Genomic DNA, 25,858 nt, shown 5'->3' on the forward strand with positions numbered 1-25,858 from the left:
GATTGCCATGGACGTGATTCTCCGCGAGGACGTCGAGAAGCTCGGGCGCGCCGGCGAGGTCGTGACCGTCAAGGACGGCTACGCGCGCAACTTCCTGCTGCCGCGCGGGCTGGCCTACCTGGCCACCGACGGCAACCGCCGCCGGCTCGGGGCCGAGCAGCGGCAGCGGGACCGGAAGGTGGCGGCCGAAGTCTCCAGCGCGCGCGACCTCGCGACGCGGCTCGAGACCGTCTCGCTGTCGTTCACCATGAAGGCGGGCGAGGGGGACAAGCTGTTCGGCTCGGTCACCGCCGGCGACATCGCCGAGCGCCTCGCCGCCGAGGGCCTGGCGGTGGACCGCAAGGCCGTGGAGCTCGAGAACCCGATCAAGACGCTGGGCGTGTACAAGGTGCCGATCCGCCTGCACGCCGACGTGAAGCCCGAAGTCCGCGTCTGGGTGGTCAAGGAGTAGCGACGTGGGCACGGCGATCGGCTACCTGGACGGCCGTCGCCTGCGGCGATCGCTGCTGGCGGCCGCCGCGTGGGTCGTGGCAGGGCGCGACGAGCTGAATCGCATCAACGTCTACCCGGTGCCGGACGGCGACACCGGCACCAACTTCACCCACACCGTCCGCTCCATCGCCGACGCCCTGCACCGGCTCGGCGACGCACCGCAGCTGCCCGAGGTCACCCGCGCCGCCGCCGAGGCGTCGGTCCGCGGCGCCCGCGGCAACTCGGGCATGATGCTCTCGCACTTCCTGCTCGGTTTCAGCGAGGGCATCGGCCAGCGCATGCAGGTCCGCACCCACGAGCTGGCGGCGGCCATCCGGCGCGGCTTCGAGCGGCTCCAGGAGGCGCTCGAGAAGCCCGTGGAGGGCACCATCCTCTCGGTCGCCCGGGAAGCGGCCCGGGGCGCCGAGCGCGGTGCGAGCGAGCACACCGACATCGTCCCGATGCTCCGCGCCACGCTGGCCCACGCCGACGAAGCCCTGCAGCGCACGCCGGAGCAGCTGCCCGTGCTCAAGGAGGCGGGCGTCGTGGACGCCGGGGGCAAGGGCTTCGTGCGCATGCTCGAGGGCGTGGTGCGCCTCATCGAAAAGGGGATGCACGCCGCCGAGCTGCCGCCGCCCGCCGATGTGGCGCTGGCGCCGGCGGCCGTCGCCGCGGTGGCCGCCGAGCAGGATTACCGCTTCTGCACCGAGGTCCTGGTGAAGGGCGACCGCCTCCCCGGCTCGGCCGACGCCCGGGTGGCGCTCGCGCCGCTCGGCGGCTCGCTGCTGGCCCTGAGGGCGGCGGACCTGCTGCGCGTGCACATCCACACCGACGACGCGGCCGCGGTCTTCCGGATCGCCGAGGGCTGGGGCGAGGTGGTCACGCGGAAGGCCGACGACATGCGGGAGCAGCACCGGCTGCTGACGACGGCCGTCAAGCGGGTCGCCATCGTCTGCGACAGCGCCTGCGATCTCCCCGACACCGTGCTCGACCGGTACGGCATCGCCCTGGTGCCGCTGCAGGTGCTGTTCGGCGACGAGGTCCTGCTCGACCGCGTCGAGCTGGCGCCGGGGGAGTTCTACCGGCGGCTCCGCGGCGGCGGGCCCCCGCCCACCACCAGCCAGCCGTCGCCGGCGCAGTTCCTGGCGGCGTTCGAGCACGCCCGAGCCGAGGCCGAGGGCGTGGTGGCCGTGCTGCTGTCGTCCGCGCTGTCCGGCACCTACGCCAACGCGGAGGCGGCCCGGCGCTCGTTCGCGGCGGGCGGCATCCACCTGGTGGACAGTCGGAGTGCGTCGTTCGGCATCGGCCTGCTGGCCCTGCGGGGCGCGGAGCTCGCCGAGGCGGGCTGGGACGCCGCGACCATCGCACGCGAGCTGGAGCGGGTCCGCGACCGGTCGGGGATGTACTGCACGGTGGACACGCTCCAGTACCTGCTGCGCAGCGGCCGCGTGTCCCGCGTGCAGGCCTGGCTCGGGGGGCTGCTCGACATGAAGCCGATCCTCTCGCTCGACCACGACGGCAAGGTCGTGGCGGCGGGACGGGTGCGCGGACAGGCGGCGCTGCTGGACCGCGTGTGCCGGCTCCTGGACGCTGTGCTGCCTCCGACGCGCGTGCGCCTGCGGCTCGCGGTCGCGCACGCGGACACGCCGGAGCTGGCGGAGCGGGTGCGCCGCGCCCTGGCCGAGCGCTACCGGCCTCTCGAGGTGCTGGTCGCGCCCGTCACGGGGGTGCTGGGGGCGCACGTGGGTCCCGGCGCGTGGGGCGTGTTCTATCAGGTCGAGGACGGCGCCCGCGACGGGAACCTTTCCTCCTCCGGCAGGCTATGACGGGGAGGAGACCGGCGCGACGCCCGGCCCGGCACCGGCCCCCGCGCCCCGCCGAGGCTGACGCGCTCGCGTGGGTCGAGGCGGCATGCGCCGACCGCAAGGCGCTGGACGGCGTGGTGCTCGACCTCCGCAAGCTGAGCGACGCGACGGACTACTTCGTGGTGGTCTCCGGCACCTCGGACACCCACGTCCGCGCGATCGCCGAGCACGTGCTGGAGGACCTGCGGGAGCGCGGCGTGCGGGCCCACCACATCGAGGGGCTCGCCGGGGGCCGCTGGGTGCTGCTGGATTTCGTGGACTTCGTGGTGCACGTCTTCCACCCGGCGCTGCGGGAGTTCTACCAGCTGGAGGGCCTGTGGGCCGATGCCCCGCAGCGCGCGATGACCGGCGGAGAGGAGCGGCGATGAAGCGCACCCTCGCGGTGGCCCTGCTCGTGCTCGGCGCCGTCGTCCTCCGGCCGGCGGACGGCCGGGCGCAGTACTTCGGCCAGAACAAGGTCCAGTACGGCAGCTTCCACTGGCAGGTCATCGCGACCCAGCACTTCGACGTCTACTTCTACGGGCGCGAGCGCGCCGCCGCGCTGGACGGCGCCCGGATGGCCGAGCGCGCCTACGCCCGGCTGTCGCGCATCCTCCAGCAGCAGTGGATCGAGCGCAAGCCGCTGCTCCTGTACGCCTCCTCGTCCGACTTCCAGCAGACCAATGCCACCGAGGGCGACGTCGGCGAAGGCACGGGCGGCTTCACGGAGCCCTACAAGCACCGGATGGTCGTGCCGTTCACGGGCTCGTACGCGGACTTCGCGCACGTGCTGCAGCACGAGATGGTGCACGCGTTCCAGTTCGACGTGTTCAGCCACGGGCACCCCGGCGCCGGGCTCCAGGCGCTCGGCCAGATCAACCCGCCGCTGTGGTTCATGGAGGGAATGGCCGAGTACCTCTCGATCGGCCCGGTGGATCCGCACACCGCGATGTGGCTCCGGGACGCGGCGGTCGAGGGCAACCTCCCGACCATCGAGCAGCTGACCTACGACCCGCGCATCTTCCCGTACCGGTTCGGCCACTCCATCTGGGCGTACATCGGCCAGCGCTGGGGCGACGAGGCCATCGGCGCCATCCTCCACGGCGTGATGTCCGGCGGCATCGACAAGGCGTTCCGGCGGGTGCTGGGCGAGTCGCTGGAGCAGTTCTCCGAGGACTGGCGCGACGCGGTCCAGACCATGTACCTGCCGCAGCTCGCCGATCACCAGCGCGCGCGGCACTTCGCGCGGGCGCTGCTGACCGAGAAGACGGCGAAGGGCTCCCTCCACGTCTCGCCGCAGATCTCGCCCGACGGCCGCGAGGTGGCCTACCTGTCGGAGCGCGACTTCTTCTTCGTGGACCTGTACCTCGCCGACGCCGATTCCGGACGCGTCCTGCGGCGCCTGGTGCGCTCGTCCATCAACCCCAACTTCGAGACCCTGCGGTTCATCAACTCCACCGGGGCCTGGTCGCCCGACGGCACCGAGTACGCGTTCGCCGCCAAGAGCGGCGGGCAGGACAACCTGGTCGTGCTCGACGTGCCGCACGACCGCATCGTGGGGCAGTACCGCCTCGACGTGGACGGGATCACCGACCCGACCTGGTCGCCCGACGGCAAGCAGATCGCCTTCACCGGCTACGACGGCGGCTGGTCCGACCTGTACGTCGTGGACGCGGACGGCCAGAACCTGCGGCGCCTGACCGCCGACCGGTTTGCCGACCTGATGCCGTCCTGGTCGCCCGACGGCCGTGCCATCGCCTTCACGACCGACCGGGGGCCGGACACCGACTTCGGCATCCTCCGCTTCGGCAACCTGCGGATCGGGCTGTACTACCTCGACGGCGATTCGATCCGCGTGCTCCCGGGCATGGACCGGGGCAAGAACATCAATCCGGTCTGGGCGCCCGACGGCCGCTCGCTCGCGTTCGTCTCCGACCGGTCCGGGATCGACAACGTCTTCTTGTACGACCTGGGGGACGGGGCCCTCTACCAGCTGACCAACGCCTACACCGGCATCACGGGGATCACCGATCTCTCGCCCGCCATCTCGTGGGCGAGCGGCGCCGACCGGATGCTCCTCACCTACTACCAGAACGGCGACTACGACGTCTACGCCATCGACAACCCGCGGTCCCTGAAGAAGGCGCCGTACCGAGAGCCCCAGCCCGACTGGATCGCCCTGGCGAACGCGAGCGCCCTGCCCCTGAGAAGCGACGTCGCCGTGGCCGAGGGCGCCCACCCGGCGCCGGTCAGCGACGCCGCGCTCGCCCGGCTGGGGGAGGCGCCGTCCGGAGCTCCCGCCCGGCCGGCCGAGCCTCCGACCGCCCCGAGCCCGCCGCCCGCCGGCGTCTCGACCTCGATCTACCGCTCGGGCGGCGAGTTCCGGCCCTCGGACGCGCGCCCGACGCGCGCCGACAGCGCCGCGGCCCAGCCCCTGTCGGTCGCCGCCCTGCTCGACAGTGCGACGCTCGCCCTGCCCGACACGGCCAGCTTCGGCCTGCACACCTACCGGGTGCGCTTCACGCCGGACTACGTGAGCCGGCCCACCATCGGCTACACGCGGGACAACTTCGGGCGGGGCGTCTTCGGCGGCACCGCGATCGAGCTGTCGGACATCCTCGGGAACCAGTCGCTCATCTTCTCCGGCGCCGTCAACGGACGGATCTCGGAGGCCCAGGTCCTCGCCGCGTACCTCGACCAGGGCCACCGCGTGAACTACGATCTCGGCTTCCAGCAGCAGCCGCTGTACTACTACGTGAACTCCGCGTACACCGCGGGTGCCGGCCCCGGAGGCACCGATCTGCTGAGTGAGCAGGTGCAGCGCCTGGTGCTCCGGAGCGCGTTCGCCGACGCCTACTACCCGTTGAACCGGTTCCGGCGCCTCGAATTCGGCCTGCGGTACACCAACGTCGGTCTTGCCACGCTGACCCTCGAGACGGCCGTCGATCCGAACACCGGGCAGGCGGTCGGGTACTCGGACAGCAGCAGCGAAGGCGGCAGCCTCAACCTGGTGCAGCCGTCGCTGGCGCTGGTCTACGACAACTCCCTGTTCGGCTACACCAGCCCCTTCTTCGGGCAGCGCTACCGGTTCGAGGTCTCGCCCGTCTTCGGGAACTGGCGCTACACCCAGCTCCTCGGCGACTACCGCCGCTACGACCTGATCAAGTACCCGTTCACCTTCGCCACCCGGCTGCTGATGCTGGGCCGGTTCGGGCGCGACGGCGACCTGTTCCCGAACTACCTCGGCTCCACCGACCTGGTGCGCGGCTACACCTTCGGGTCGTACGACGCGTCCATGTGCACGGCCTCGCGGGCCAGCATCCCCTCGGCGACCGGATGTCCGGAGGTCGACCAGCTGATCGGGTCGCGGATCGCCGTGTTCAACGCGGAGTTCCGCTTCCAGCTGGTGCGGAACCTCACCCTGGGGTTCCTGCCGGTCGGCTTCCCGCCCATCGAGGGCGCGCTGTGGTACGACGCGGGGATCGCCTGGAACAGCAACTCGTCCGTGCGCTGGTCGCGGCCGGCGGACGCCGACCCGAACGCCGTGCGGGTGCCGCTCACCAGCTATGGCGTGGGGCTCCGCGTGAACGTGCTGGGCATCGCGGTCGTTCGCGTGGATTACGCGATCCCGAACCAGCGGCCGGGTCACGGCGGCTACTGGATGCTCAGCCTCGGGCCGCCGTTCTAGCCGGCCCCCCGGGCGATCGGCCGCGGCGGGCCTCCCCCGCCCCGCGCGGCGCGGCCCCGGTCGAGGCCGGCGCAGCCATTGCCGCGCCGCCCCCGGCGACTAGTTTTGGTGTCTGTTGAAACGCTTTCTCTCGCTGATCCTGCTCGCGACGGCGTGCTCCGGCCGACAGTCCGGCGGCACCCCAGGCAACGAACCTTCGAGCCAGCAACCGGCCGAGGGGCCGCGGGCCATCCCCATCGTCGCGGTCCGGCTGGCCGCGAGGGGCGGCCCGGTCCGCGTGTACAGCCTGCCGAGCCTCGCGCCCGCGGAGTGGCAGACCGGCGCGCGCACCTCGCCGGCCCGTGCGGCCATCGGGGTCGACGCCGCCGGGCGCCGGCTGCTCTACCGCGACAGCAGCGGCGCGATTGACGCACTCGACCTGGTGGCGCTGCTGCAGAAGACCGTGGCCACGGGCGGCCGCTTCACCGCCCTCGCGACCGACGGCACGCTGCTCGTCGTCACCCCGGACGGCGGCGTCGTGGAGTCGGAGCCCTGGGGAATCCAGCGCTGGCCCGCCACCGTCGGCGGCGGCGTGCGCGATGCGTTCGCCGGCCCCGATTCCAGGCTGATCGTCGTCCGCAGGGACTCCCTGATCTCGCTCGCCCGCGACCCGGAGCCGCCGGTCGCGGTGCCGGTCCCCCGCACGGCGGCCGTGGCGGGGAGCCGCGACGGCGACGCGATCGCGTTCGCCACGGACTCGGGCCTCGTGGTGGCGGAGGACCGCGACCAGTGGCATCCGTGGTTCGTGCGCCTCGCCGGCTCGCCGGTGGCCGCGGCGTTCGCCCCGTCGGGCTACCGGGTGTACGTCGCCCTCAAGGACAAGAGCGAGCTGGCCGTGGTGGACCGCTTCCAGCGCAAGGAGCGGCCGACGATCCCGCTGCCTGGACCCGCGTCGGACCTGCGCATGGACCCGTGGGGCCGCGTGGTGATGGTCAGGCCGGCGGACCGGCCGGGCGACACCTGGGTTGTGGGCGTCGCCAGCGGTCGCGTCGCCGGGCGGTTGAGCACCCAGTGGTCCAGCGACCTGCCGACCGTGTCGGAGGGTGGCGTGCTCCTCTCGCGCGAGGGGCGGGCGGTGGTCGCGCACGACGTGCGCTCGCTCGACTCGCTGGGCGCGGTGGCCGACGGCGCCGGGGACCTCTGGTTCCTCGGGCGCTGGAAGCCCTCGTCCGCCATCGTCGCGGCGCGACAGGAGGCCCGACGGGCCGCCACGGAGCCGGCGGCGGCCGCGCCCGCCATCGCCGTGCGCCCCGCCCCGCCCGTCGCGGGCCCGCCCTCGGGTCCGGCTCCGAACGCTCCCGCCGCCTCCAGACCGGCCACGCCGGCGGCGGCGCCCGCGCCTGCCCCCGAGCAGGCGGAGCCCGGGGCGCCGGCGACGGGCGAGCGTGCCGCCGAGTTCTGGGTGCAGGTGTCCGCGTCGCAGAACGAGCGGCAGACCCGGGAGCTCGCGGCCGAGCTGGCGCGGGCCGGCTACGCCTCCCACGTCGCGAGTCCCCTGTCGCCGACGGAGAGCTGGAGGGTGCTGATCGGGCCGTATGGCACGCGCTCGTCCGCCGACTCGGCCGCCCGGACCCTCGGCCGGCCGTACTGGATCACCGGGCGGGGACCGGGAGGTCCCTCCGCGCCATGAGGCCGCCCGAGCAGGCCGCGCCCTTGGACCCCTGGAGCGCACCCGAGATCCCGCGCGACGCGGCCGTCGTCACGCTCGTCCCCGCCACCGACGACGTGGACCGCGCCGCGGAGGCGGCCTGGGAGTTCGCCCGCCGCGCGGCCCGCACGGGCCGGCGGGTGGCGCTCATCGACTGCTACGTCGACGCACCGCGGCTGCACAGCGTCACCGGCGAGCCGAACGGCGACGGGATCGTGGACGTGTTCGAGTACGGCGCCTCGCTGTCCCGCATCGCGCGGGCGCAGCCGGAGGGCACCCTGTTCTTCGTGCCGGCGGGCACGTTCTCCCCGAGCCCCGAGGACCTGATGGCTCGCCCGCGCTGGGCCCGCCTCTCGGCGGGATTCCGGCACGAGGACGCGGTGATGCTGCTGTTCCTGCCGCCCAGCTGCATCAACGTGCTGGCCACGCCGGTGGACGGGCTCGTCGCGCTCGCACCCGGCGCCGATGACGGGCTGGCCGCGACGCCCGAGATCCAGGCCGCGCTGGACCGCGGCATCCCGCTGCTGGGGACCTTCACGGACACCACCGGCACGGCGCCGGCCCCATCCGACGGCGGGTACGCCGCTCCGCCGTTCGGCCGGGGCGGGCCGGCGGCCGAGACCGGGGCCGCGTGGGTGGGTGCCGAGGCGGCCGAGGGCGTCGCGGAGTACGCGGCCCCGGTGAACGACGCCGGGATCCCCGATTTCGCGGTGGAAGGCCCGGCCGACGAGGGGCCCGCGACCTTCCCGCGCGGACCCGCGGACGACGGGTTCGAGGGGGGAGACGAGGAGCTGGTGGTGCCGGGCGGACGGCTGGGCCAGCCGCTGATGCGGCGGCACGCGACCGGCCGGTGGTCCCGCCACCGCAAGAACCTGTTCGCCCTCGGCCTGGTGCTGGCGCTGGCCGCGGGCGTCTACGCGTACCGCCGGCAGTTCGGCTGGGAGCAGGCGCCGGTTCCGCCGGAGCCGGCCGAGCTGCCCGCGCGGATGGTTCCCGGACCCCGCGCCCTGGTGCCACACGGCGTGGATTCCCTCCCGTTCGCCGTGCAGGTGGCGGCGTGGACGAACTTCAGCCAGGCGCTCGAGGATGCGGATACCGTCGAGGCCCGCGGCTTCGTGCCGATGGTCTCGCCGCTCTACGTGGACCGGGCGCGCTGGTATCGCGTGTACGCCGGCCCGGTGGCGACGCAGGATGCCGCCGACTCGCTGCTGCGCGCGGTGCGCGGCGCCGGGCTCGACGGCAGCAGCTCCGCGAGCACGGTCCTGGCGCCGCTGTCGTTCGCCCTGCGGCGGGTCGCGACGCTCGCCGCAGCGCGGGCCGAGCGCGCCCGGCTGCGCGACGCCGGGATCGCCGCGTTCGTGCTCGGCCAGGCCGACGGTTCGTTCCGGCTGTACACCGGCGCCTTCGCGTCGGCCGTGCAGGCCGCGTACCTCGACACCCTGCTGGCATCCACCCGGAGCGCGGGCCAGCTCGTCCCGCGCGTGGGATACCGTCCATGAAGCTGCGCCGTCTCGAGCTGGCCGGATTCAAGTCCTTTGCCGACACCGTCGAGGTTCTCGTCGATCCCGGCGTGACCGCGGTGATCGGCCCCAACGGGTGCGGGAAGTCGAACATCTCCGACGCCGTGCGCTGGGTCCTCGGGGAGCACAACCCGCGGGTGCTGCGGGGCGCGCGGATGGAGGAGGTCATCTTCCAGGGGTCCGCCGGCCGGCGGGCGCAGAACATCGCCGAAGTCTCGATGCACTTCGACAACAGCGACCGGCTGATCGACCTCGATTTCGTCGAGGTGGTGCTGGGCCGGCGTGTCTCCCGCTCCGGTGAGTCCGAGTACTTCATCAACCAGGCGCCGGTGACGCGCCGCGAGCTGCTGGCGAAGTTGGCGGGCACGGGGCTCGGGACGAACCAGGCGGTGGTGATCGAAGCGCGGATGGTGGACGCGTTGCTCTCCGACCGCCCGGACGACCGGCGCGCGCTGTTCGAGGAGGCGGCCGGCCTGGGGCTGTACCGCGAGCGCCGGCGCAGCACGGAGCGGCGGCTCGAGGAGACCACGACGGACCTCGCGCAGCTGGAGCAGGTGGTGGTCGAGGTGGAGTCGCGGGTGCGCAGCCTGTCGCGGCAGCGCCGGCGCTCGGAGCGCCACGCCGAGCTGGTGGCGCGGCGCTACCAGCTGGTGGCGGCGCTGGCGCGTCTCGACGTGGCGACCGTGGACGCGGCGTTGCGGCTGGTCTCGGAGCGGCGCGCGGCGCTGGCGGTCGAGCTGCCCGACGAGCGGCGGCGGCAGGCCGAGCTGGAGACGGCGCGGGAGGCGGCGGCCGAGGCTCGCGCCGGCGCGGAGGCGCAGCGCAGCGAGGTCGAGCGCCGCGTGGGGGAGAGCCGTCTGGCGGTGAGCGCGCTCGAGGGCGACGTGGCGCTGGCGGCCGAGCGGCGGGCCAACGCGGCGGCGCGGCGCGAGCGCGCCCTGGCCGAGCGGAGCGACGCGCAGGCCTCGGCGGTCCGGGTCACCCGGGAGCGCGACGCGGCGTCGGCGGAGCGCCAGGCGGCGGAGCGGGACCGCTCGGCCGTGCAGGCCGAGCTCGACGCGCGGCTCGCGGCCGAGGAGGCCACGCGGACGCGCCTGGCCGAGCAGCGCGCGGAGCTGCGGGGCCTGGAGGAAGCGCTGCAGCAGCAGGCGGAGGGGATCCGGCGTCTGGACGGCGAGCGTCAGGCACTGGAGCGGGAGATGGCGGATCTGCGCCCGGAGCTGGCCGCCGCCGAGGCGCGTCGGGCGGCGCTGACGCGGGATCGCGACGTCGCCCTGGGCCAGGCGTCCGCGGCGGAGGCCCGCCACGGGCAGTTGGCCGAGCGGCTGGTGTCCCTCGGACTGGAGGCGGACCGCTCGCGGCACGCGCTCGCGGAGGCGCGGGAGCACGAGGCACGGCTCCGGGCCGAGCGCCGGGCCACCGAGGAGGCGCTCGCGCAGGCCACCGCGCGCCGGGGCGCGCTCGAGCAGCTGGAGCGCGACCGGGTCGGGCTGGCCCCGGCGGCGGCCGCGCTCCTGGGCGCGCGCGACCGCTTCGGGGGCGCGGTGCTGGGGCCGCTCGCGGACTACGTCCACGTGCGGCGGGAGGACGCCGCGCTCGCCGAGCACGTGCTGGGCGAGTGGATGCACGCGGTGGTGGTGGCCTCGCTGGCCGCCTGCGACCAGATCCACGCCTGGCACCGGGACGCGGGTACCGGCCCGCTCCTCCTCCTGCCGCTCGAGCCGGGACCCACGGGTCCCGACGCCGGCGAGCCGACCGCCCAGACGGCCGGCGGCGGACCGGCCGACCGCTGGGTGCGGGCGCTGCTGGCCGGCGCGCGGCCGTTCGCGCCCGCCGGCGACGCGGTCATTCGCGCCAACGGCGCGGTGTTCCTGCCGGGGCCGTCGGACGCGGTCGGGCCGCTGCGCCGCCGGGCCGAGCTCGAGGCGCTGCGCGACGACACGGGCCGGCTCGCCGACGCGCTCGCCGAGCAGGACCGCGCGCTCGAGGCCGCTGCCGGACGGCTGGAGCTGCGCCAGGCCGAGGCGGCCGACGCCGAAGCGGCCGTGGAGCTCGCCCGTGGCGAGGAGCGCCACGCCGCGGCGGAGGCGGACGACGCCCGGCGCCAGCTGGCGCACGTGGAGCGCGACCTGGCCACCGAGCGCGCGCTCCACGACCGGCTGTCGGATCGCCTGGGGATCGTGCAGCAGCGGCTCGTGGAGGTGGACGAGGGGCTGTCGGCGGCGGAGCTGGAGCGGGTACGGCTGGACGGCGCGCTCGCCGCCGAGCGTTCGCGGGTCACCGAGACCGAGAACGAGCACGAGGCGGCGCGGGAGCGTCGCGTCCACTGGCAGGTCGAGGAGGCGCAGGTCGGCGCCCGGCTCTCGGCGGCCCTCGAGCGCGAGGAGCGCAGCGCCGGCGCGGCCCGGGACTTCACCGACCGCGGGGACAGCCTGGGGGCCGAGCAGGTCGCGCTCGAGGCCGAGATCGGAACCCTCGACGGCCAGCGGGCGGCCTGGCAGGAGGAGCTGGTGGAGCGGCGCGCGGCGCTCGCGGAGCTGGAACGGGCGTCGGTGACCGCGGCGGAGTCGCTGGCGGCGGCCGAGCTGGCGCTGCGCGACGCCGAGGCGGAGGTCGCCGCGGCACGCGAGCACGTGGCCGCGTTGTCCGACGAGTCGCACCGCCTGGAGCTGGAGGCGAGCGAGCTCACGGGATCCCGGCGGCTGCTGGACGAGCGGCTGAGCGCGGAATGGGGCAAGGGCCTGGACCAGATTTTGGCCGAGCCGGCCGACGTGGCCGGCGACGAGGCCGCGCTGCGGGCCGAGGCCGACGAGATCCGGACCCAGATCGAGGCGCTGGGCCCCGTCAATCCGCTCGCGGTCGAGGAGCACGCCGACGAGAAGCGGCGGCTCGAGCACCTCGTGACCCAGCGCGACGACATCCTCGCCGCCCGCAACTCGCTCCAGCAGAGCGTGCGCGAGCTGGACACGGTGGCGCGGGAACGCTTCACCGCCACCTTCGGTGGGGCACGCGCCAACTTCCAGCGGGTGTTCGGGACACTGTTCGGCGGCGGCTCGTGCGACGTGTTCCTGGTGGACGAGACCGACCCGCTGGAGTCCGAGATCGAGATCGTCGCGAAGCCGCGCGGCAAGCGCACCGAGCGCATCCACCTGCTCTCCCAGGGCGAGCGATCGCTGGTGGCGCTGGCGCTGCTGTTCGGCATCTACCTCACCAAGCCGAGCCCGTTCTGCGTGCTGGACGAGGTGGACGCGCCGCTGGACGACGCCAACATCGGCCGGTTCACGCGCCTGCTCGAGGAGTTCAAGGGCAACACGCAGTTCGTCGTGATCACGCACAATCCGAGAACGATGGCCGTGGCCGACGCGGTGTACGGGGTCACGATGCAGGAACCCGGCGTCTCCAGCGTCGTGTCGGTGCGGCTGGGCGGCGAAACCCAGGCCGCCTGACGTGCCGCGCGCCGGACTCGCGCTGCTGTCGCTGCTCGTGGCCGCCGGCGCGGCCGTCGCCCAGGTCCCCCGCACCGTCTCGCCGCGTCTCGCCCGCGCCTGGACCCGCCCCGACACGACGGTGCTGGTGTGGGTCATCGCGGACCGCGCCACCGACCTCGACACCCTCGCGGCGCTGGTGCGCCGCGCCGGCGGCTCCGTCCGGCGGACCAGCCGGTTCGTCTGGGCCGTGTCCGCCGCGGTGCCGGGCGCGGCGCTGCCCGCCCTGGCCGTCGCACCCGGCGTGCGGCGGGTCCAGGCCGTGGGGGTCTACTTCCGCCGGCCGGAGCCGCGCGGCGCGGCCGCCGCCGCCCGGGCCGCGGCGCCGTGCGCGAAGCCGTCGTGTGCCGCCCCGCTGCGGCCCGCCGCGCCGCTGGACACCACCTACGGCCCGGGAGGCTGGGCGGCGCGCCAGCTCGACATCCCGGCGGTGCACGCGCTGGGCGACAGCGGCGCCGGCGTCCGCATCGCGATGCTCGACGCCGGAGTCGACACCTCGCAGGCCTTCGTCAGCGGCGCGCACGTCGTGGCGCTGCGTGACTACGTCAACCAGCCCGACCCCACGGGGCGCGCGCACGGCACCGCGACGTTCTCGCTGATCGCCGCCCATCGCCCCGGGGTGCTCGTCGGAGCGGCGCCGGCGGCGCAGTTCGTCCTCGCCACCACCGAGTACACGCCGACCGAGACGCGCGTCGAGGAGGACAACTGGGTCGCCGCGGTGGAGGCGGCCGAGTCGCTCAGCGTCGACATCATCTCCTCGAGCCTGGGCTACCTCAGCTTCGACAACGGCTTCAGCTACTCCTACCAGCAGCTCAACGGCGACGTGGGCGTCACCACGCTGGCGGCGGACAGCGCCGCGGCGCGCGGCACGCTGGTGGTGGTGGCGATCGGGAACAGCGGCCCGTCGTCCGGCACGCTGAGCACGCCGTCCGACGCCCGGGGCATCGTCGCGGTCGGCGCGACCGACTCGCTCGCCCAGGTGGTCGCGTTCAGCTCGCGCGGCCCCACCGCCGACGGCCGCATCAAGCCCGAGGTGGTGGCGCCCGGCTCGGCCGTCTTCGTCGCCGTCGCGCCCAGCAGCATTGCCCAGGAATCCGGGACGTCGTTCGCCACGCCGCTGGTGGCGGGGATCGCGGCCCTGGCCCAGGGCACCAGGCTCGGCCAGCCGGCCAGCGCCTTGAGACGCGGCCTGCTGGACGCCGCGAGCCTGCGCGACACCCCGGACAACAACCACGGCTGGGGCATCCCCGACGCGCTCAAGCTGCTGGCCTTCCCGACTGGCCTGGAGCCGCTGGCGCCCCTCGACTCGAACCTCGCCTCCATCACTCCCACGTTCAGCTGGGACGCCGGAACGCCACCGTTCGGCTCGTCGCCGGACACGTTCGAGCTCCAAGTCGCCGTCGATACCGGGTTCGCCACGATCATCCTGGACACCACCGCCACCGGATCGGCGGTTACCCTGACGCGCGCACCCCAGCCGCTCACCCGGCTGTTCTGGAGGCTCACCGCGCGCTCGGCGCTGGGGACCTCGGAGGCGATCCACAGGATCGGGCCGCTGGTCGTTCCGCCGTGGGTCACGCTGCTCACGCTCGACGCGCCCGGCGGCGAGAGCATTCGCGACTCCCAGCCGCTGTTCGCCTGGCACGCGCCGCTGGCGGCGACGCCGCCGGGACCCCTGACCTTCGACCTGACGGTGTTCCCGGCCTCGGACGGGCCCGGCAACCCGGCCGTGGCCGTCCGCGGCCTCACCGACACCACCTATCGGCCGAGCCAGCCGCTGGAGCGCAACCTCCCCTACCGGTGGCAGATCGTGGCGCATCTCGGCCCGATCGACTCGGTGGTGACCACGAGCCGCGGCACCTTCCTGCTGCTCGACCAGAGCGCCCCCGCCACGACGATCCTGTTCCAGAACTTCCCGAACCCGTTCCCCAACCGCGGGCTCGGCGTATCGACCACCTGCATCTGGTTCGACATCGCCACGCCGGGCGACGTGCGCCTGGAGATCTTCGATCTCCGCGGCCGGCTGGTGCGGCGCCTGGTCCCGTCGAGCCAGGTGCCCGGCACGCTGGACGTCGGCCGCTACGGCCGGCCGTCGGGCGACGCGGCCGGCACCTGCGACACGCGTCTGGCGTGGGACGGCAAGGACGATACGGGAGCATACGTCCGCCCCGGAGTGTACCTTTATCGGCTGACGGCACCGGGTTTCCAGAACACGAAACGCATCGTCTATCTCGGAGCGCCATGACGCTCGCGCTGGTCACCGTCGGGACGGGCACGGTGGCCCCGTCCGCCACCCGCTCGGGCCCCGCGCACTGGGTCGAGCGGGGCGACGTCCGCCTGCTGATGGACTGCGGCTCGGGTGCGACCCACCGGCTGGCGCGCTGCGGTCTGGCGTGGGAGCACGTGTCCCACGTGGCCCTCAGCCACTTCCACCCCGATCACTTCGGCGAGCTGCCGGCGCTCCTGTTCGCGCTGCGCCACGCCACCAAGCGCCAGGAGCCGCTGGTGATCGTCGGTCCGGCGGGGACGGTGCGCCTGGTGAAGAGCCTGGCCGAGGGGTTCGGCGACTGGCTGCTCGATCCCGGCTATCCCATCGGCATCCTCGACCTCCAGGCGGGGGAGCCGTTCCCGCTCTCCCCCGACGTGATGCTCGAGGTGCATCCGACGCCGCACACGCCCGAGAGCGTCGCGTTCGGCGTCTCGGCGCCGGAGGGGCGACTGGTGTACACGGGTGACACGGGACCGAGCCCCGATCTGGCCCGCTGGGCGAAGGGCTGCGACCTGCTGCTGGCCGAGTGCTCGCTCCCCGACGGCCAGGGGGTGGACGGCCACCTCACCCCGGACAGCGTGGGCCGGCTCGCGGCCGACGCCGGCGCGGCGCGGCTGGTGCTGACCCACCTCTATCCTCCCACCGAGGCGGTGGACGTGCGCGCCGCGATCGGGCAGCGCTATCGGGGGCCGGTGGCGATCGCCGCCGACGGCGACCGGTTCGAGGTGACGCGGTGAGGCGCGAAGCGCGATGCTGATCGTCATGCAGCACGGCGCGACCGCCGGGGAGATCCAGGGCGTCGTCGCCGCGATCGAGGAGATGGGCTACCAGGCCCGCCCGATGCCGGGCAAGCAGCGCACCGCGGTCGGCCTGGTGGGGAACGACGGGAAGGTGGACGCCTCGCGGCTCGAGGGCCTCCCCGGCGTGCTCGAGATCATCCACGTCTCCCAACCCTACAAGCAGGTCTCGCGCGAGTGGCGGAACGAGAACACCGTCGTCCAGCTGCCGGGAGGCGTGGCGATCGGCGGCGACGACGTGGTGGTGATGGCGGGTCCGTGCTCCGTGGAGTCCGAGGCGCAGATCATCGCCTCGGCGCGCGCGGTGCGCGAGGCGGGCGCCGTCGTCCTCAGGGGCGGCGCGTTCAAGCCGCGCACCTCGCCCTACTCGTTCCAGGGCCTGGGCAAGCGGGGGCTCGAGCTGCTGGCCAAGGCGCGGGACGAGACCGGGCTCCTGGTGGTGACCGAGGTGATGGACTCCGAGGACGTGGACCTGGTGGCCCGCTACGCCGACATCATCCAGGTCGGCGCCCGCAACATGCAGAACTACGCGCTGCTGCGGCGGGTGGGCCGCACGGCCCGCCCCGTGCTGCTCAAGCGCGGCATCGCCGCCACCATCACCGAGCTGCTGCTCGCCGCCGAGTACATCCTGGCCGAGGGCAATCCGCAGGTCATCCTGTGCGAGCGGGGCGTGCGCGGATTCGACACCGCCACCCGATTCCTGTTCGACCTGACGGCGATCCCGCTGGTGCACAAGCTCTCGCACCTGCCGATCGTCGCCGACCCGAGCCACGGCACGGGCCTGAGGGACAAGGTGATCCCGATGGCGCGGGCCGCGGTCGCCGCCGGCGCCGACGGCCTGCTGGTGGAGGTGCACCCCGACCCCGCGCACGCGCTGTCGGACGGCGCGCAGAGCCTGGCGCCCGATCAGTTCGCGGAGTTGATGCGCCAGGCCCGGGCGATCGCCGAGGTCATCGGGCGGCGCATCGCCGAGCCCGCGGAGGTCACCTGAAGCTCGCCGCGGCACTGGGGCTGGCGGCCCTCGTTGTCGCGCCGCCCGGCGCGCAGGCGCCGGATGCCGGCGCGCTCCTCGACGGGGCGGTGGTCGCGCTGGGTCGGGCCACGACGATGCGCGCCGACTTCACGCAGCGCATCCGCGACCAGATGCTCGGCAGCGACGAGACGTCGACCGGCGAATTCCTGCAGCAGCGGCCGGGCCGCTTCGCGATGCGGTGGCGCCGGCCCGCCGGCGACCTGATCCTCGCCGACGGGAAGGTGCTGTGGGTCTACCTGCCCTCGTCGGCGCCCAAGCAGGCCGTGCGGACCAACCTGAGCGGGAAGCCGGGCGAGTCGGCGGACTTCGTGTCGGAGTTCCTGGATCACCCGCGTGACCGCTTCGCCGTCAGCTACGTGCGCCCCGACACCGTCGGCGCCAGGCCGGCCGACGTGCTCGCGCTGGTCCCGCGCCAGGCCAGCGTCCCCTACCAGCGGGCGCTGATCTGGGTGGACCGCGCCGACAGCCTGGTGCGGCGCGTCGAGATCATGGAGGGGTCGGGGTCGGTGCGGCGCCTCACCTTCGATCACCTGCGGGTCAATACCCCGATTCCGGCGAGCGCCTTCCGCTTCACGCCGCCGGCGGGGGTGAGGGTGGTGGACGCGAGCGAGTAGGACGCTCGAGCCCTGCCGTTGCGTGTCGGGGCGTCTACCTGAGGAGCGCCTCGATCCGCTCCGCCTTCCCCGCCTCCAGCCCGGCCCGCCGCGCGAGCTTCAGCGTCTCAACGCCCAGGGCCCTGTACAGGGCCGCGTCGGCCTGCCCCAGCGCCATCAGGTGCCGGCGGACCGTGGCGGCGTCGCCGCGCGCGATGGGGCCCGTCAGCGCCGCGGCGGGGCCGGCGGCCTCGAGGTTGGCGACCGTGGCGCGCACCAGCGGCACCAGCGCCGCGAGCGCATCCTGGCCGGCGATGCCCGCGCGCTCGAGCAGGCGCGCCGCCGCGGCCACCAGGCCGACCAGGTAGCTGGACGCGAAGACGGCGCCGGCGTGGTAGAGGGGCTTCAGCTCCGGCGCGACGGTTAGGGGCAGACCGCCCAGCCGGCGGACCATCGCGTCGGCGACGCCCACCGCCGCCACATCGCCTTCGAGCGCGAAGGCCGCACCCCGCAGCTGCCGCGCGACCCGGGCCGGCTCCGGGCCGAAGGCCACGAGCGGATGCATGGAGCCGGTGGCGGCCCCGAGCGCGGCCAGCGGCGCGAGCACCTCGCTGGTGAGCGCACCCGACAGGTGCAGCACGACGGCGCCGGGGGCGAGCGCCGCGCCGCGGGCCAGCTCGGCGACGCACGCCGGCAGCGCGTCGTCGGGCACCGCCAGCACCACCACGCCGGCCGCGCCCAGCCACGGCGGCGTTCCGCCCGCGGTGAGCTTCAGGCCGGGCGGCGCGGGCCTGGCCCTCCGCCCGTGCACGCCGCAGACCTTGACGCGCGCGCGCCGGAGCGCCACCGCGAGCCCGAGGCCCGCGCGACCCGGCCCGACGATGCCCACCGGGGGCACGGCCGGAAACGCGACCGGGCCCGTCTCGCGGTGAGACCGGCCCGGAGGCTTTCCGCCGGCGCGGCGACGGCGCGGCACTAGGGGTGCTGCGCCGCGGCGCCGGCCTTGCCCGGCTGCGCGAGGCCCAGCAGCTCGGCGGGCGTCCTCGCCTGCGTGGCGTACCGCACCGCCTCCATCAGCACCGGGTCCTCGTCGAACAGCCGGCGCACGCTGCCGGAGCGCCCGAAGCTGAACTGCGCCACCTCGTAGCCGATGTCCTCGTCGATGAAGTGCTGCGCCTGCGTCACCGTCCTGGCGTCGAGCGTCACGCCCCGCCGCGCCAGCGACGCGAGGAACGCGGCGCGCATCTCGGGCGAGACCGCGAAGGTGGGGGCGCTCACCGCGTGCCGGGCCCTGACGTCGAGCGCATAGGCCGCGAGCGCGTCGTTGAACGCGGGAACGTTCTTGCCGAGGGCGGTGTTCAGCACGCGCGCCGCCACCTGGTCGGTGGAGTCGGGACGCACGGCCACGTCGGGCACGATGCCCCCGCCGCCCGCCACCACCCGGCCGTGGTCGGTGTGGTACGTCGGGCCCGCCGGCGCGCCGGTGTCCGGCCGCAGGGCCGCACTGTCGGTCAGCGCCTCCTGCTCCTCCTCGCTGTGCGCGCGACGCTGGATGCTGCGGCCGCTCGGCGTGTACCAGCGCGCCGTGGTGATCTTAAGGGCGGCGTCGCCCGACAGCTTGAACAGCGTCTGCACCAGGCCCTTGCCGAACGTCGGCTGGCCGATCACCAGGGCCCGGTCGTGGTCCTGCAGCGCCCCCGCGACGATCTCCGACGCCGATGCCGTGCCGGCGTTCACCAGCACCACGATGGGCAGGTCGGGGTAGCGCTGCGTCTCCTGGTCGGTGTACTGGCGATTCGAGCCGGGCGCGCGGCCCCGGGTCGCCACCACCTCCTGGCCGGGATCGAGGAACAGCTCCGAGACGGCGATGCCCTCGTCGAGCAGCCCGCCCGGGTTCCCCCGGAGGTCGAGGATCAGCGAGCGCAGACCCGCACCCTTGAGACTGTCGATGGCCGCCGTCAGCTCGTCCGCCGACTCCTCGCTGAAGGGGTTCAGCTCCACGTAGCCGACGTGGTCGTTGACCATCATCGCCGTCCGCACCGAGCGGGCGTGGATCCGGGCCCGGACCAGGTTGAACCCGAGCAGATCGGTCACGCCCGGGCGCTGGATCTTCAGCGCGACGTTCGTGTTCTCCGGCCCCCGCAGGTTGCGCACCGCCTGCTCCTGGTTCCACTGGGCGGTGCTCTGCCCGTTCACCTCGATGATCCGGTCGCCGGTCTGGATGCCCGCGCGCTCGGCCGGCGACTCCGGCAGCGGCGCCACCACCACGATCGCGTTGTCGCGCACCTCGATCTGGATCCCGAGGCCGCCGTAGTTCCCGGTGGTGACCTCGTTCAGGCCCGTCAGGTCGCGGCCGGTGAGGAAGACCGAATACGGGTCGTGCAGCTCCTTGACCATGCCGGTGATGGCCATGTTGTACAGCTGCCCCTCGTTCAGGGTGTCCACGTAGTAGTCCGCCACGTGGGACAGCACGTCGTCGAACAGCCGGGCCCGCTGGTACACGTTCGCGTCGCCGCGGCTGCCCTGCTGCATGAACCAGCCGCCCGACAGGAAGGCGGCGACCGCGACGACGCTGGTGACCAGGATGATGCGCTGACGTGTCATGGTTCCTTCCTCGAAGGCTTAGGCCCGATACCCCACGACCGGCGGGAAGATCTGCGGGAACCGCCGGGCGAGGGTGTCCCACGCCTCCGCGTGCACCGCCTCGGGCGACCGGTCCGCCCGAAGGTGAACGATGGCCGGGCCCCGCGCTTCGCGAAAGGCCTCGGCCACCCGCCGGTGGAAATCCTCGTCCTCCCGCTCCATCCGGTCGCGCGGCTTCCCCTCGGCCTCCTGGCGGGCCCGCCCCGCGGCGGGCGGGAGATCGAGCACCAGCACGACGTCCGGCGCCAAGCCCCCGGTGGCCAGGGCGTTGGCCTCGAGCACGGCCGGGCCCGGCAAGCCCCGGCCGGCGATCTGGTAGGCGCGGGTCGAGAGGTCGAACCGGTCGGCGATGACGGTGACCCCGCGCTCGAGTGCGGGCCGGACGGTCCGCGCCACCAGGTCGGCCCGCGCCACCAGGTACAGAAACAACTCCGCCGCGGGTCCGGGCCGCTGCGCGGGGTCCAGCACCAGCCGCCTCGCCTCCTCGGCGAGCCGCGTGCCACCGGGCTCGCGCACCACCAGCACCTCGCGCCCCAGCCCCTTCAATCGCTCGGCCAGCCGGGCGACCTGGGTGGTCTTCCCGGAGCCCTCGACGCCCTCGAAACTGAGGAAGACGCCTGTCACCACCGCCTCTCACGCCTCACGTCTCACGCCTCACCTCTCGCGCTTCATCCCAGCGTGATGATCCGGCTCTCCGACCCCTTCTTCATGCCCTGGAGGATCGTCTCGTTCACCTTGTACATCAGCTTGTCGAAGTTCGTCCGGGCCGCGATGTAGGCCTGGTACAGCGGGCTCACCTGCACGCGGCTCCACAACCCGTCGAGTTCCGACTGCTGCTCGGGCGGCGTTTCCTCGCCCTTCTCGGCGCGCTCCGCCGCCGCCATCTGGAGCTGCGCCAGCCGGTCGAGCGACTGCCGCAGCTCGTCGTCCGCCGTGAGCCGCTCCTCGGCTCGCCGCCACGCGAGGTACGCCTCCGACTGTCCGACCAGACGCCCCAGCTCCTCGGCGTGCTGCTCAATCGCTTCCATCAGCCGGTCTCCTGGCCCGCAGGTACCGCGGGCGTCCGAAGAGGTCATCGTCCACGGCGCACTCGACCAAGCCCGCCTCCGCGGCCAGGTCGAGGACCCGGCCGGAGCGCGGCGCATCCACTTCCAGCGCCAGGAGCCCGCCGGGCGCCAGCGTCTCGCGCGCCGCATGCACCAGCTCGCGCGTGGGTCCCAGCCCGTCCGGTCCGCCGTCCAGCGCCTCGCGCGGCTCGAACTCCCGCACGCCGGGCTCGAGGCGCTCCCAGTCCGCCGTGGCCACGTAGGGCGGATTGCTGACCAGCACGTCCACGCGCTCGCCGCCGAGCGGGGCGGCGAGGTGGCCGCGCCCGAGCCGGACGCGCCCGGCCGCCTCGTGCTCGGCCACGTTGGCCCGCGCCACCTCGAGCGCGCCGGCCGAGCGGTCGACGGCCACGATCCGCTCCGCGTCCGACTCGAGGGCCAGCGCGATCGCGATCGCGCCGGAGCCGGTGCCCACGTCGGCCACCACCATCCGCGACGCCGGCCGCGCGCTCCCGCGCATCCAGGCCAGGACGATGTCGACCAGCCCTTCGGTCTCGGGGCGCGGAATGAGCACCCGGCGATCCACGGCGAGCCACAGGCCCCGGAAGTTCGTGCGGCCCGCGGCGTACGCCTGCGGCCAGCCCATCGCGCGCCGGCGCACCGCCTCTTCGAGTTCGCAGCCCAGGGCCTCCGGGCACGGCTGCTCGCGATCCAGCCACGCGGCGCTGCTCGGGCGGCGCACGAGGGCGGCGTACAGCTCGGACGACTCGCGGGCGGCATCGGGTACCCCGGCGGCCTCGAGTGTCCGCCGCGCGTCCAGGAGCGCGAGGCCGACTGTCCGAGCGTGAGACGTGGGAGGTGCGCCGTGAGAGGTCTCCGTTCTCACGTTCTCACCTCTCACCTTCGATTCTTTCTTCCTGCCGTTGCAGCCTCAGCGCCTTCACCATCTCCCCCAGCTCCCCGTCCAGCACCCCCTGGAGGTTGTGCATCGTCAGCCCGATGCGGTGGTCGGTGACCCGGCTCTGCGGGAAGTTGTAGGTGCGGATCTTCGCCGAGCGATCGCCCGTGCCGACCATGGCGCGCCGCTCGCGCGAGCGCGCCGCCTCCTGCTCGGCGAGCATCCGGTCCAGCAGCCGCGAGCGGAGCACCTCCAGCGCCTTGACCTTGTTCTGGAGCTGCGACTTCTGGTCCTGGCACTTCACTTCGATGCCGGTCGGCAGGTGGGTCACCCGGACCGCGCTGTCGGTGGTGTTGACGCTCTGGCCGCCCGGGCCGCCCGACCGGAATACGTCGATCCGCAGGTCCTTGTCCTCGAGCTTGACGTCGATCTCTTCCGCCTCCGGCAGCACCGCCACCGTGGCGGCGGACGTGTGGATCCGCCCCTGGGCCTCGGTGACCGGCACGCGCTGCACGCGGTGGACCCCCGACTCGCTCCGGAGGTCGCCGTAGGCGCTGCCGCGCACCGCCAGGATGGCCTCCCGGATGCCGCCGAGGTTCCCCTCGGAGATCGAGATGGGCTCCACCTTCCAGCCCCGGCGCTCGGCGTAGCGCGTGTACATCCGCAGCAGGTCGGCGGCGAACAGCGCGGCCTCGTCGCCGCCGGTGCCCGCCCGGATCTCGACGATCGCGTCGCGCTCGTCCAGCGGGTCGCGGGGGGTCAGCAGCTCGGCCAGCTCGCTCTCGAGCGTCGCGACCTGGGGCTCCAGCTCGGCCACCTCCGACCGCGCCAGCGCGGCCATCTCGCCGTCGTCGCCCGCGGCCAGCTCGTGCGCCGCCGCCAGGTCGGCGGACAGCTTCAGGTACCGCCGGCCCGAGCGCACGATCGGCTCGAGGCGGGCGTGCTCCTTGCCCAGGGCTTTGAGCTTGGCGGGATCCCGGGCCGTCAGGGCGCTGGACCGCTCGGCGGCTACCTGCTCCGCGCGCTCGAGCGCCGCCCTGACACGGCTCGCGAGGTCAGCCTTCGGACGGGTTCCTGTACTTGGCACGGAACCGCTCGACGCGGCCCGCCGTGTCCACCAGCTTCTGCTTTCCGGTGAAGAAGGGGTGGCACTTCGCGCAGATCTCGAGGTGGATCGCCTTCGCCGTGGAACGGGTCTTCCACGTGTTGCCACACGCGCAGACCACGGTGACGGTGTGATAGTCGGGATGAATGCCAGCCTTCACGGTGTCGAATCCCCGCGTACGAGGTTGAGCTCAGAGCCGCTAAATATAACCGGGGACGCGACTTGCCAACAAGCCGCCGGGCCGCGCAACATTTGACACCCGGGGGGGGCCACGGTAAACTAGGCGCACTCGTGGAGTTAGCCCCTGCCTCCACCAGGTACCCATGTCCGCGACCGACGTCCTGAAGAAGGTGCCCCTGTTCGGTGACCTCGCCGAGGCCGACCTCGCCGGCTTCGCCGAGGTCATGCGCGAGCGCGAGTACCCCAAGAACAGCGTGATCCTGTTCGAGGACGATCCCGGCGACGCCTTGTACGTCGTCTCGGCGGGCCAGGTGAAGGTGGTGCTGATCGGCGAGGACGGGCGGGAGGTGATCCTCTCGGTCCTGGGCGACGGCGACTTCTTCGGCGAGATGGCGCTGATCGACGACGAGCCGCGCAGCGCGCACGTGATCGCGATGAAGGACTCCAGCCTGCTGGTCCTGCGCCGGGAGGACTTCCAGTCCCAGGTGGCCGCCAACCCCAAGATCGCGCTGAAGCTCCTGCGCGTGCTGGTGCAGCGGCTCCGCCGGGCCGACGCCAAGATCGGCGGGCTGGTGCTGCTCGACGTCAACGGGCGCGTGGCGCAGCTGCTCCTGGACCTCGCCGACGAGGGCGGCGGCCCGCGGATCACGCGCCGCCTGACGCACCACACGATCGCGCAGATGATCGGCTCCTCGCGGGAGACCGTCTCCCGCGCGATGCGCGAGCTGGTCGAGCGCGGCCTCATCGAGACCACGCGCCGCGAGATCTCCATCAGGGACCGCGAGGGCCTGGCGGCGCTCGCCGGTGCCCGGACGTGAGGGCCGTCACATCGACCGGGTGACCCGATTCCTTGAGATTGCCCCCCCCGTGCCGGTAGCGTTCGGCTTGCGCGAAACGGCGCTCCGGCGATGAGCACCTCAGTCACGTTCTGGGGTACCCGAGGCACGATCCCCTCGCCCGGCGCGCACACGGCGCGCTACGGCGGCAACACGGCGTGCGTCGAGGTCCGGGACGGGCGCGGGCACGACGGCCGCGGGCACCTGGTGGTGTTCGACGCCGGGACCGGGATCCGCGGACTCGGCAAGCAGCTCGCCGCCGAGCAGGCGCCGGACGGCATCCGCGCGCACATCGTGCTGTCGCACGCGCACTGGGACCACATCCAGGGGTTGCCCTACTTCGCCCCGTTCTTCCGGCAGGGCAACGTGCTGACGGTGTGGGGTCCCAAACAGGGCGACGTGGGGATGGAGGAGATCCTGCGGCAGCTGATGCAGCCGGTGGTCTTTCCCGTCCCGCTCGACGCGCTGGCGGCGACGCTCGAGGTGAAGCACGTGAACTCGGAGCCCATCGAGACCGAGGGCTGCCGGATCACGTCGATGCGGGTCCGCCACCCGGCCAACACGCTGGGCTACCGGCTCGAGACGCCGGGCGGGCGGTCCATCGCCTACGTGACCGACGACGAGCTCGGGCCGGCCGGCCACTACGAGGTGGGCCCGAAGTGGCGCGAGCGGTTCGTGCAGTTCATCGGCGGCGCGGACCTGCTGATTCACGACGCGACGTACACGCCCGAGGAGTGCCGGACGCACGCGGGCTGGGGCCATTCGTCGTACGTGGAGGCCGTGGAGCTGGCACGGGAAGCGGGGGTCCGGCGCCTGGCGCTGTTCCACCACGACCCGGAGCACACGGACGACGCGACGGACGTGATCGCGGAGAAGGCGCAGGCGATCGCGGCCAAGCACGGCGGGCGCACGGAGATCGTGGCGGCCGCCGAGGGGCTGAAGATCACGCTCTAGGCATTCACCAGGCAGTCACGAAGCAGCCGAACCCTGTCCACGGAGGTCGCAGCATGAAGCGGTTGGCATCCGGTACCATGGCCCTGGCGTTCGCCGCGCTGGCGTTCGGCGCGGGGCGCGCCCAGGCGCAGCAGGCGGCCGCGACGCCGGCCGCCGCCCCCCAGCAGGATACCCGGCCCGGGATCGCGGTGCTCGATTTCGACCTCGGCCTGGTGCTGGGACAGGACCACGACGCGTACGACGCGCTGCGGCGCGGGCTCGCCTCGCTCACCATCTCCGAGCTGACGGCCAATCCCGGCATCCGGGTGGTCGAGCGGTCCCAGCTCCAGCAGATCCTGCAGGAGCAGAACCTCGGCCACGAGGGGCGGGTGGACGACGCCTCGCTGGTGCGGATCGGGAAGCTGATCGGCGCCCACTATATGGTGACCGGCGTTCTGTTCGACAACAAGGGCGACATGCGCATCGACGCGCGCATCTTCGACACCGAGACGAGCCAGATCCTCAAGACTTCGAGCGTGCGCGGCCACCTGGCGGACCTGTACGACATGGTGCCTCGCCTCGCGCAGCAGCTGATGCACGACGCCAACCTCCCCCCGCTCGAGCGGCACGCGATGGAGGAGTTCCGGCAGCAGAACCCGGCGCCGCCCACGCAGGCGGTGATGGCGTATTCGCGCGCGGTGCTGTACGCCGACCGCGGCGACAAGGACCACGCGGTGGAGCAGTATCGCCGGGCCATCGCGGCGTTCCCGGGCTACACCCAGGCCAAGAACGACTGCAACCGCTTGCAGGCGGGCGCCTGCTCGTGATAT

At 73.7% G+C, this 25,858-nt stretch carries 21 protein-coding genes; 14 read left to right on the plus strand and 7 right to left on the minus strand.

Annotated elements, in window-relative coordinates; genetic code table 11:
• The first annotated feature begins 7 nt into the window (after nt 1–7).
• The 11 genes from rplI to VMF70_01810 all read left to right on the plus strand — a co-directional run bounded on the left by rplI (nt 8) and on the right by VMF70_01810 (nt 17,408).
• Entirely contained in the window at nt 8–451 is a 444-nt protein-coding gene (gene rplI, locus VMF70_01760; GenBank protein HTT66731.1) for a 50S ribosomal protein L9, read from the plus strand.
• Nucleotides 452–455: 4 nt separating this feature from the next.
• Nucleotides 456–2,297, plus strand: a complete 1,842-nt coding sequence (locus tag VMF70_01765) for a DegV family protein (protein HTT66732.1) — start codon at nt 456–458, stop codon at nt 2,295–2,297.
• Nucleotides 2,294–2,704, plus strand: coding sequence for a ribosome silencing factor (gene rsfS / locus VMF70_01770; GenBank protein HTT66733.1), 411 nt, complete (start codon nt 2,294–2,296; stop codon nt 2,702–2,704). Before VMF70_01765 ends, rsfS begins: the two co-directional genes overlap by 4 nt.
• Nucleotides 2,701–6,003 (plus strand): hypothetical protein, encoded by a 3,303-nt coding sequence (locus VMF70_01775; GenBank protein HTT66734.1) that lies wholly within the window; start codon nt 2,701–2,703, stop codon nt 6,001–6,003. Before rsfS ends, VMF70_01775 begins: the two co-directional genes overlap by 4 nt.
• Before the next feature lie 115 nt (nt 6,004–6,118).
• Entirely contained in the window at nt 6,119–7,672 is a 1,554-nt protein-coding gene (locus tag VMF70_01780; GenBank protein ID HTT66735.1) for an SPOR domain-containing protein, read from the plus strand.
• Nucleotides 7,669–9,189 carry an SPOR domain-containing protein gene (locus VMF70_01785; protein ID HTT66736.1) on the plus strand — a complete coding sequence of 507 codons (1,521 nt, stop codon included), beginning with the start codon at nt 7,669–7,671 and terminating at the stop codon, nt 9,187–9,189. Before VMF70_01780 ends, VMF70_01785 begins: the two co-directional genes overlap by 4 nt.
• The gene (locus VMF70_01790) at nt 9,186–12,656 is read left to right on the plus strand and encodes an AAA family ATPase (protein HTT66737.1); all 3,471 of its coding nucleotides are present in this window, start codon (nt 9,186–9,188) and stop codon (nt 12,654–12,656) included. The genes VMF70_01785 and VMF70_01790 overlap by 4 nt, the downstream gene beginning before the upstream one ends.
• A 1-nt stretch (nt 12,657) precedes the next feature.
• The gene (locus VMF70_01795; protein HTT66738.1) at nt 12,658–14,940 is read left to right on the plus strand and encodes a S8 family serine peptidase; all 2,283 of its coding nucleotides are present in this window, start codon (nt 12,658–12,660) and stop codon (nt 14,938–14,940) included.
• Entirely contained in the window at nt 14,937–15,701 is a 765-nt protein-coding gene (locus VMF70_01800; GenBank protein ID HTT66739.1) for a ribonuclease Z, read from the plus strand. Before VMF70_01795 ends, VMF70_01800 begins: the two co-directional genes overlap by 4 nt.
• A gap of 13 nt (nt 15,702–15,714) precedes the next feature.
• Nucleotides 15,715–16,752, plus strand: a complete 1,038-nt coding sequence (gene aroF, locus VMF70_01805; protein HTT66740.1) for a 3-deoxy-7-phosphoheptulonate synthase — start codon at nt 15,715–15,717, stop codon at nt 16,750–16,752.
• 89 nt (nt 16,753–16,841) lie between these two features.
• Nucleotides 16,842–17,408 (plus strand): outer membrane lipoprotein carrier protein LolA, encoded by a 567-nt coding sequence (locus tag VMF70_01810; GenBank protein HTT66741.1) that lies wholly within the window; start codon nt 16,842–16,844, stop codon nt 17,406–17,408.
• Nucleotides 17,409–17,442: 34 nt separating this feature from the next.
• Here VMF70_01810 and VMF70_01815 read toward each other — a convergent pair whose 3' ends face one another.
• From VMF70_01815 to rpmE, 7 genes are all read right to left on the minus strand, one after another.
• Complete coding sequence (locus tag VMF70_01815; protein HTT66742.1) at nt 17,443–18,285, minus strand: Rossmann-like and DUF2520 domain-containing protein; 843 nt, start codon at nt 18,283–18,285, stop codon at nt 17,443–17,445.
• Nucleotides 18,286–18,362: 77 nt separating this feature from the next.
• A complete protein-coding gene (locus VMF70_01820; protein ID HTT66743.1) occupies nt 18,363–19,991 on the minus strand; it encodes a S41 family peptidase in 1,629 nt (542 codons plus the stop codon).
• Nucleotides 19,992–20,009: 18 nt separating this feature from the next.
• Nucleotides 20,010–20,657, minus strand: a complete 648-nt coding sequence (gene tmk, locus VMF70_01825) for a dTMP kinase (protein ID HTT66744.1) — start codon at nt 20,655–20,657, stop codon at nt 20,010–20,012.
• A 41-nt stretch (nt 20,658–20,698) separates the two neighbouring features.
• Nucleotides 20,699–21,058 (minus strand): YlbF family regulator, encoded by a 360-nt coding sequence (locus VMF70_01830; GenBank protein ID HTT66745.1) that lies wholly within the window; start codon nt 21,056–21,058, stop codon nt 20,699–20,701.
• Entirely contained in the window at nt 21,045–21,977 is a 933-nt protein-coding gene (gene prmC, locus VMF70_01835) for a peptide chain release factor N(5)-glutamine methyltransferase (GenBank protein HTT66746.1), read from the minus strand. Before prmC ends, VMF70_01830 begins: the two co-directional genes overlap by 14 nt.
• A complete protein-coding gene (gene prfA / locus VMF70_01840; GenBank protein HTT66747.1) occupies nt 21,967–23,061 on the minus strand; it encodes a peptide chain release factor 1 in 1,095 nt (364 codons plus the stop codon). Before prfA ends, prmC begins: the two co-directional genes overlap by 11 nt.
• The gene (rpmE, locus tag VMF70_01845; GenBank protein ID HTT66748.1) at nt 23,030–23,239 is read right to left on the minus strand and encodes a 50S ribosomal protein L31; all 210 of its coding nucleotides are present in this window, start codon (nt 23,237–23,239) and stop codon (nt 23,030–23,032) included. Before rpmE ends, prfA begins: the two co-directional genes overlap by 32 nt.
• A gap of 163 nt (nt 23,240–23,402) precedes the next feature.
• Between rpmE and VMF70_01850 the strand changes: the two genes are divergently transcribed.
• The 3 genes from VMF70_01850 to VMF70_01860 all read left to right on the plus strand — a co-directional run bounded on the left by VMF70_01850 (nt 23,403) and on the right by VMF70_01860 (nt 25,855).
• Nucleotides 23,403–24,077, plus strand: a complete 675-nt coding sequence (locus VMF70_01850; protein ID HTT66749.1) for a Crp/Fnr family transcriptional regulator — start codon at nt 23,403–23,405, stop codon at nt 24,075–24,077.
• 90 nt (nt 24,078–24,167) lie between these two features.
• Entirely contained in the window at nt 24,168–25,049 is an 882-nt protein-coding gene (locus VMF70_01855; GenBank protein HTT66750.1) for an MBL fold metallo-hydrolase, read from the plus strand.
• A gap of 53 nt (nt 25,050–25,102) precedes the next feature.
• Complete coding sequence (locus tag VMF70_01860; protein HTT66751.1) at nt 25,103–25,855, plus strand: CsgG/HfaB family protein; 753 nt, start codon at nt 25,103–25,105, stop codon at nt 25,853–25,855.
• Nucleotides 25,856–25,858 lie beyond the last annotated feature (3 nt).

The organism is Gemmatimonadales bacterium (assembly GCA_035502185.1).
In the GTDB taxonomy this organism is placed as follows: Bacteria; Gemmatimonadota; Gemmatimonadetes; order Gemmatimonadales; family JACORV01; genus Fen-1245.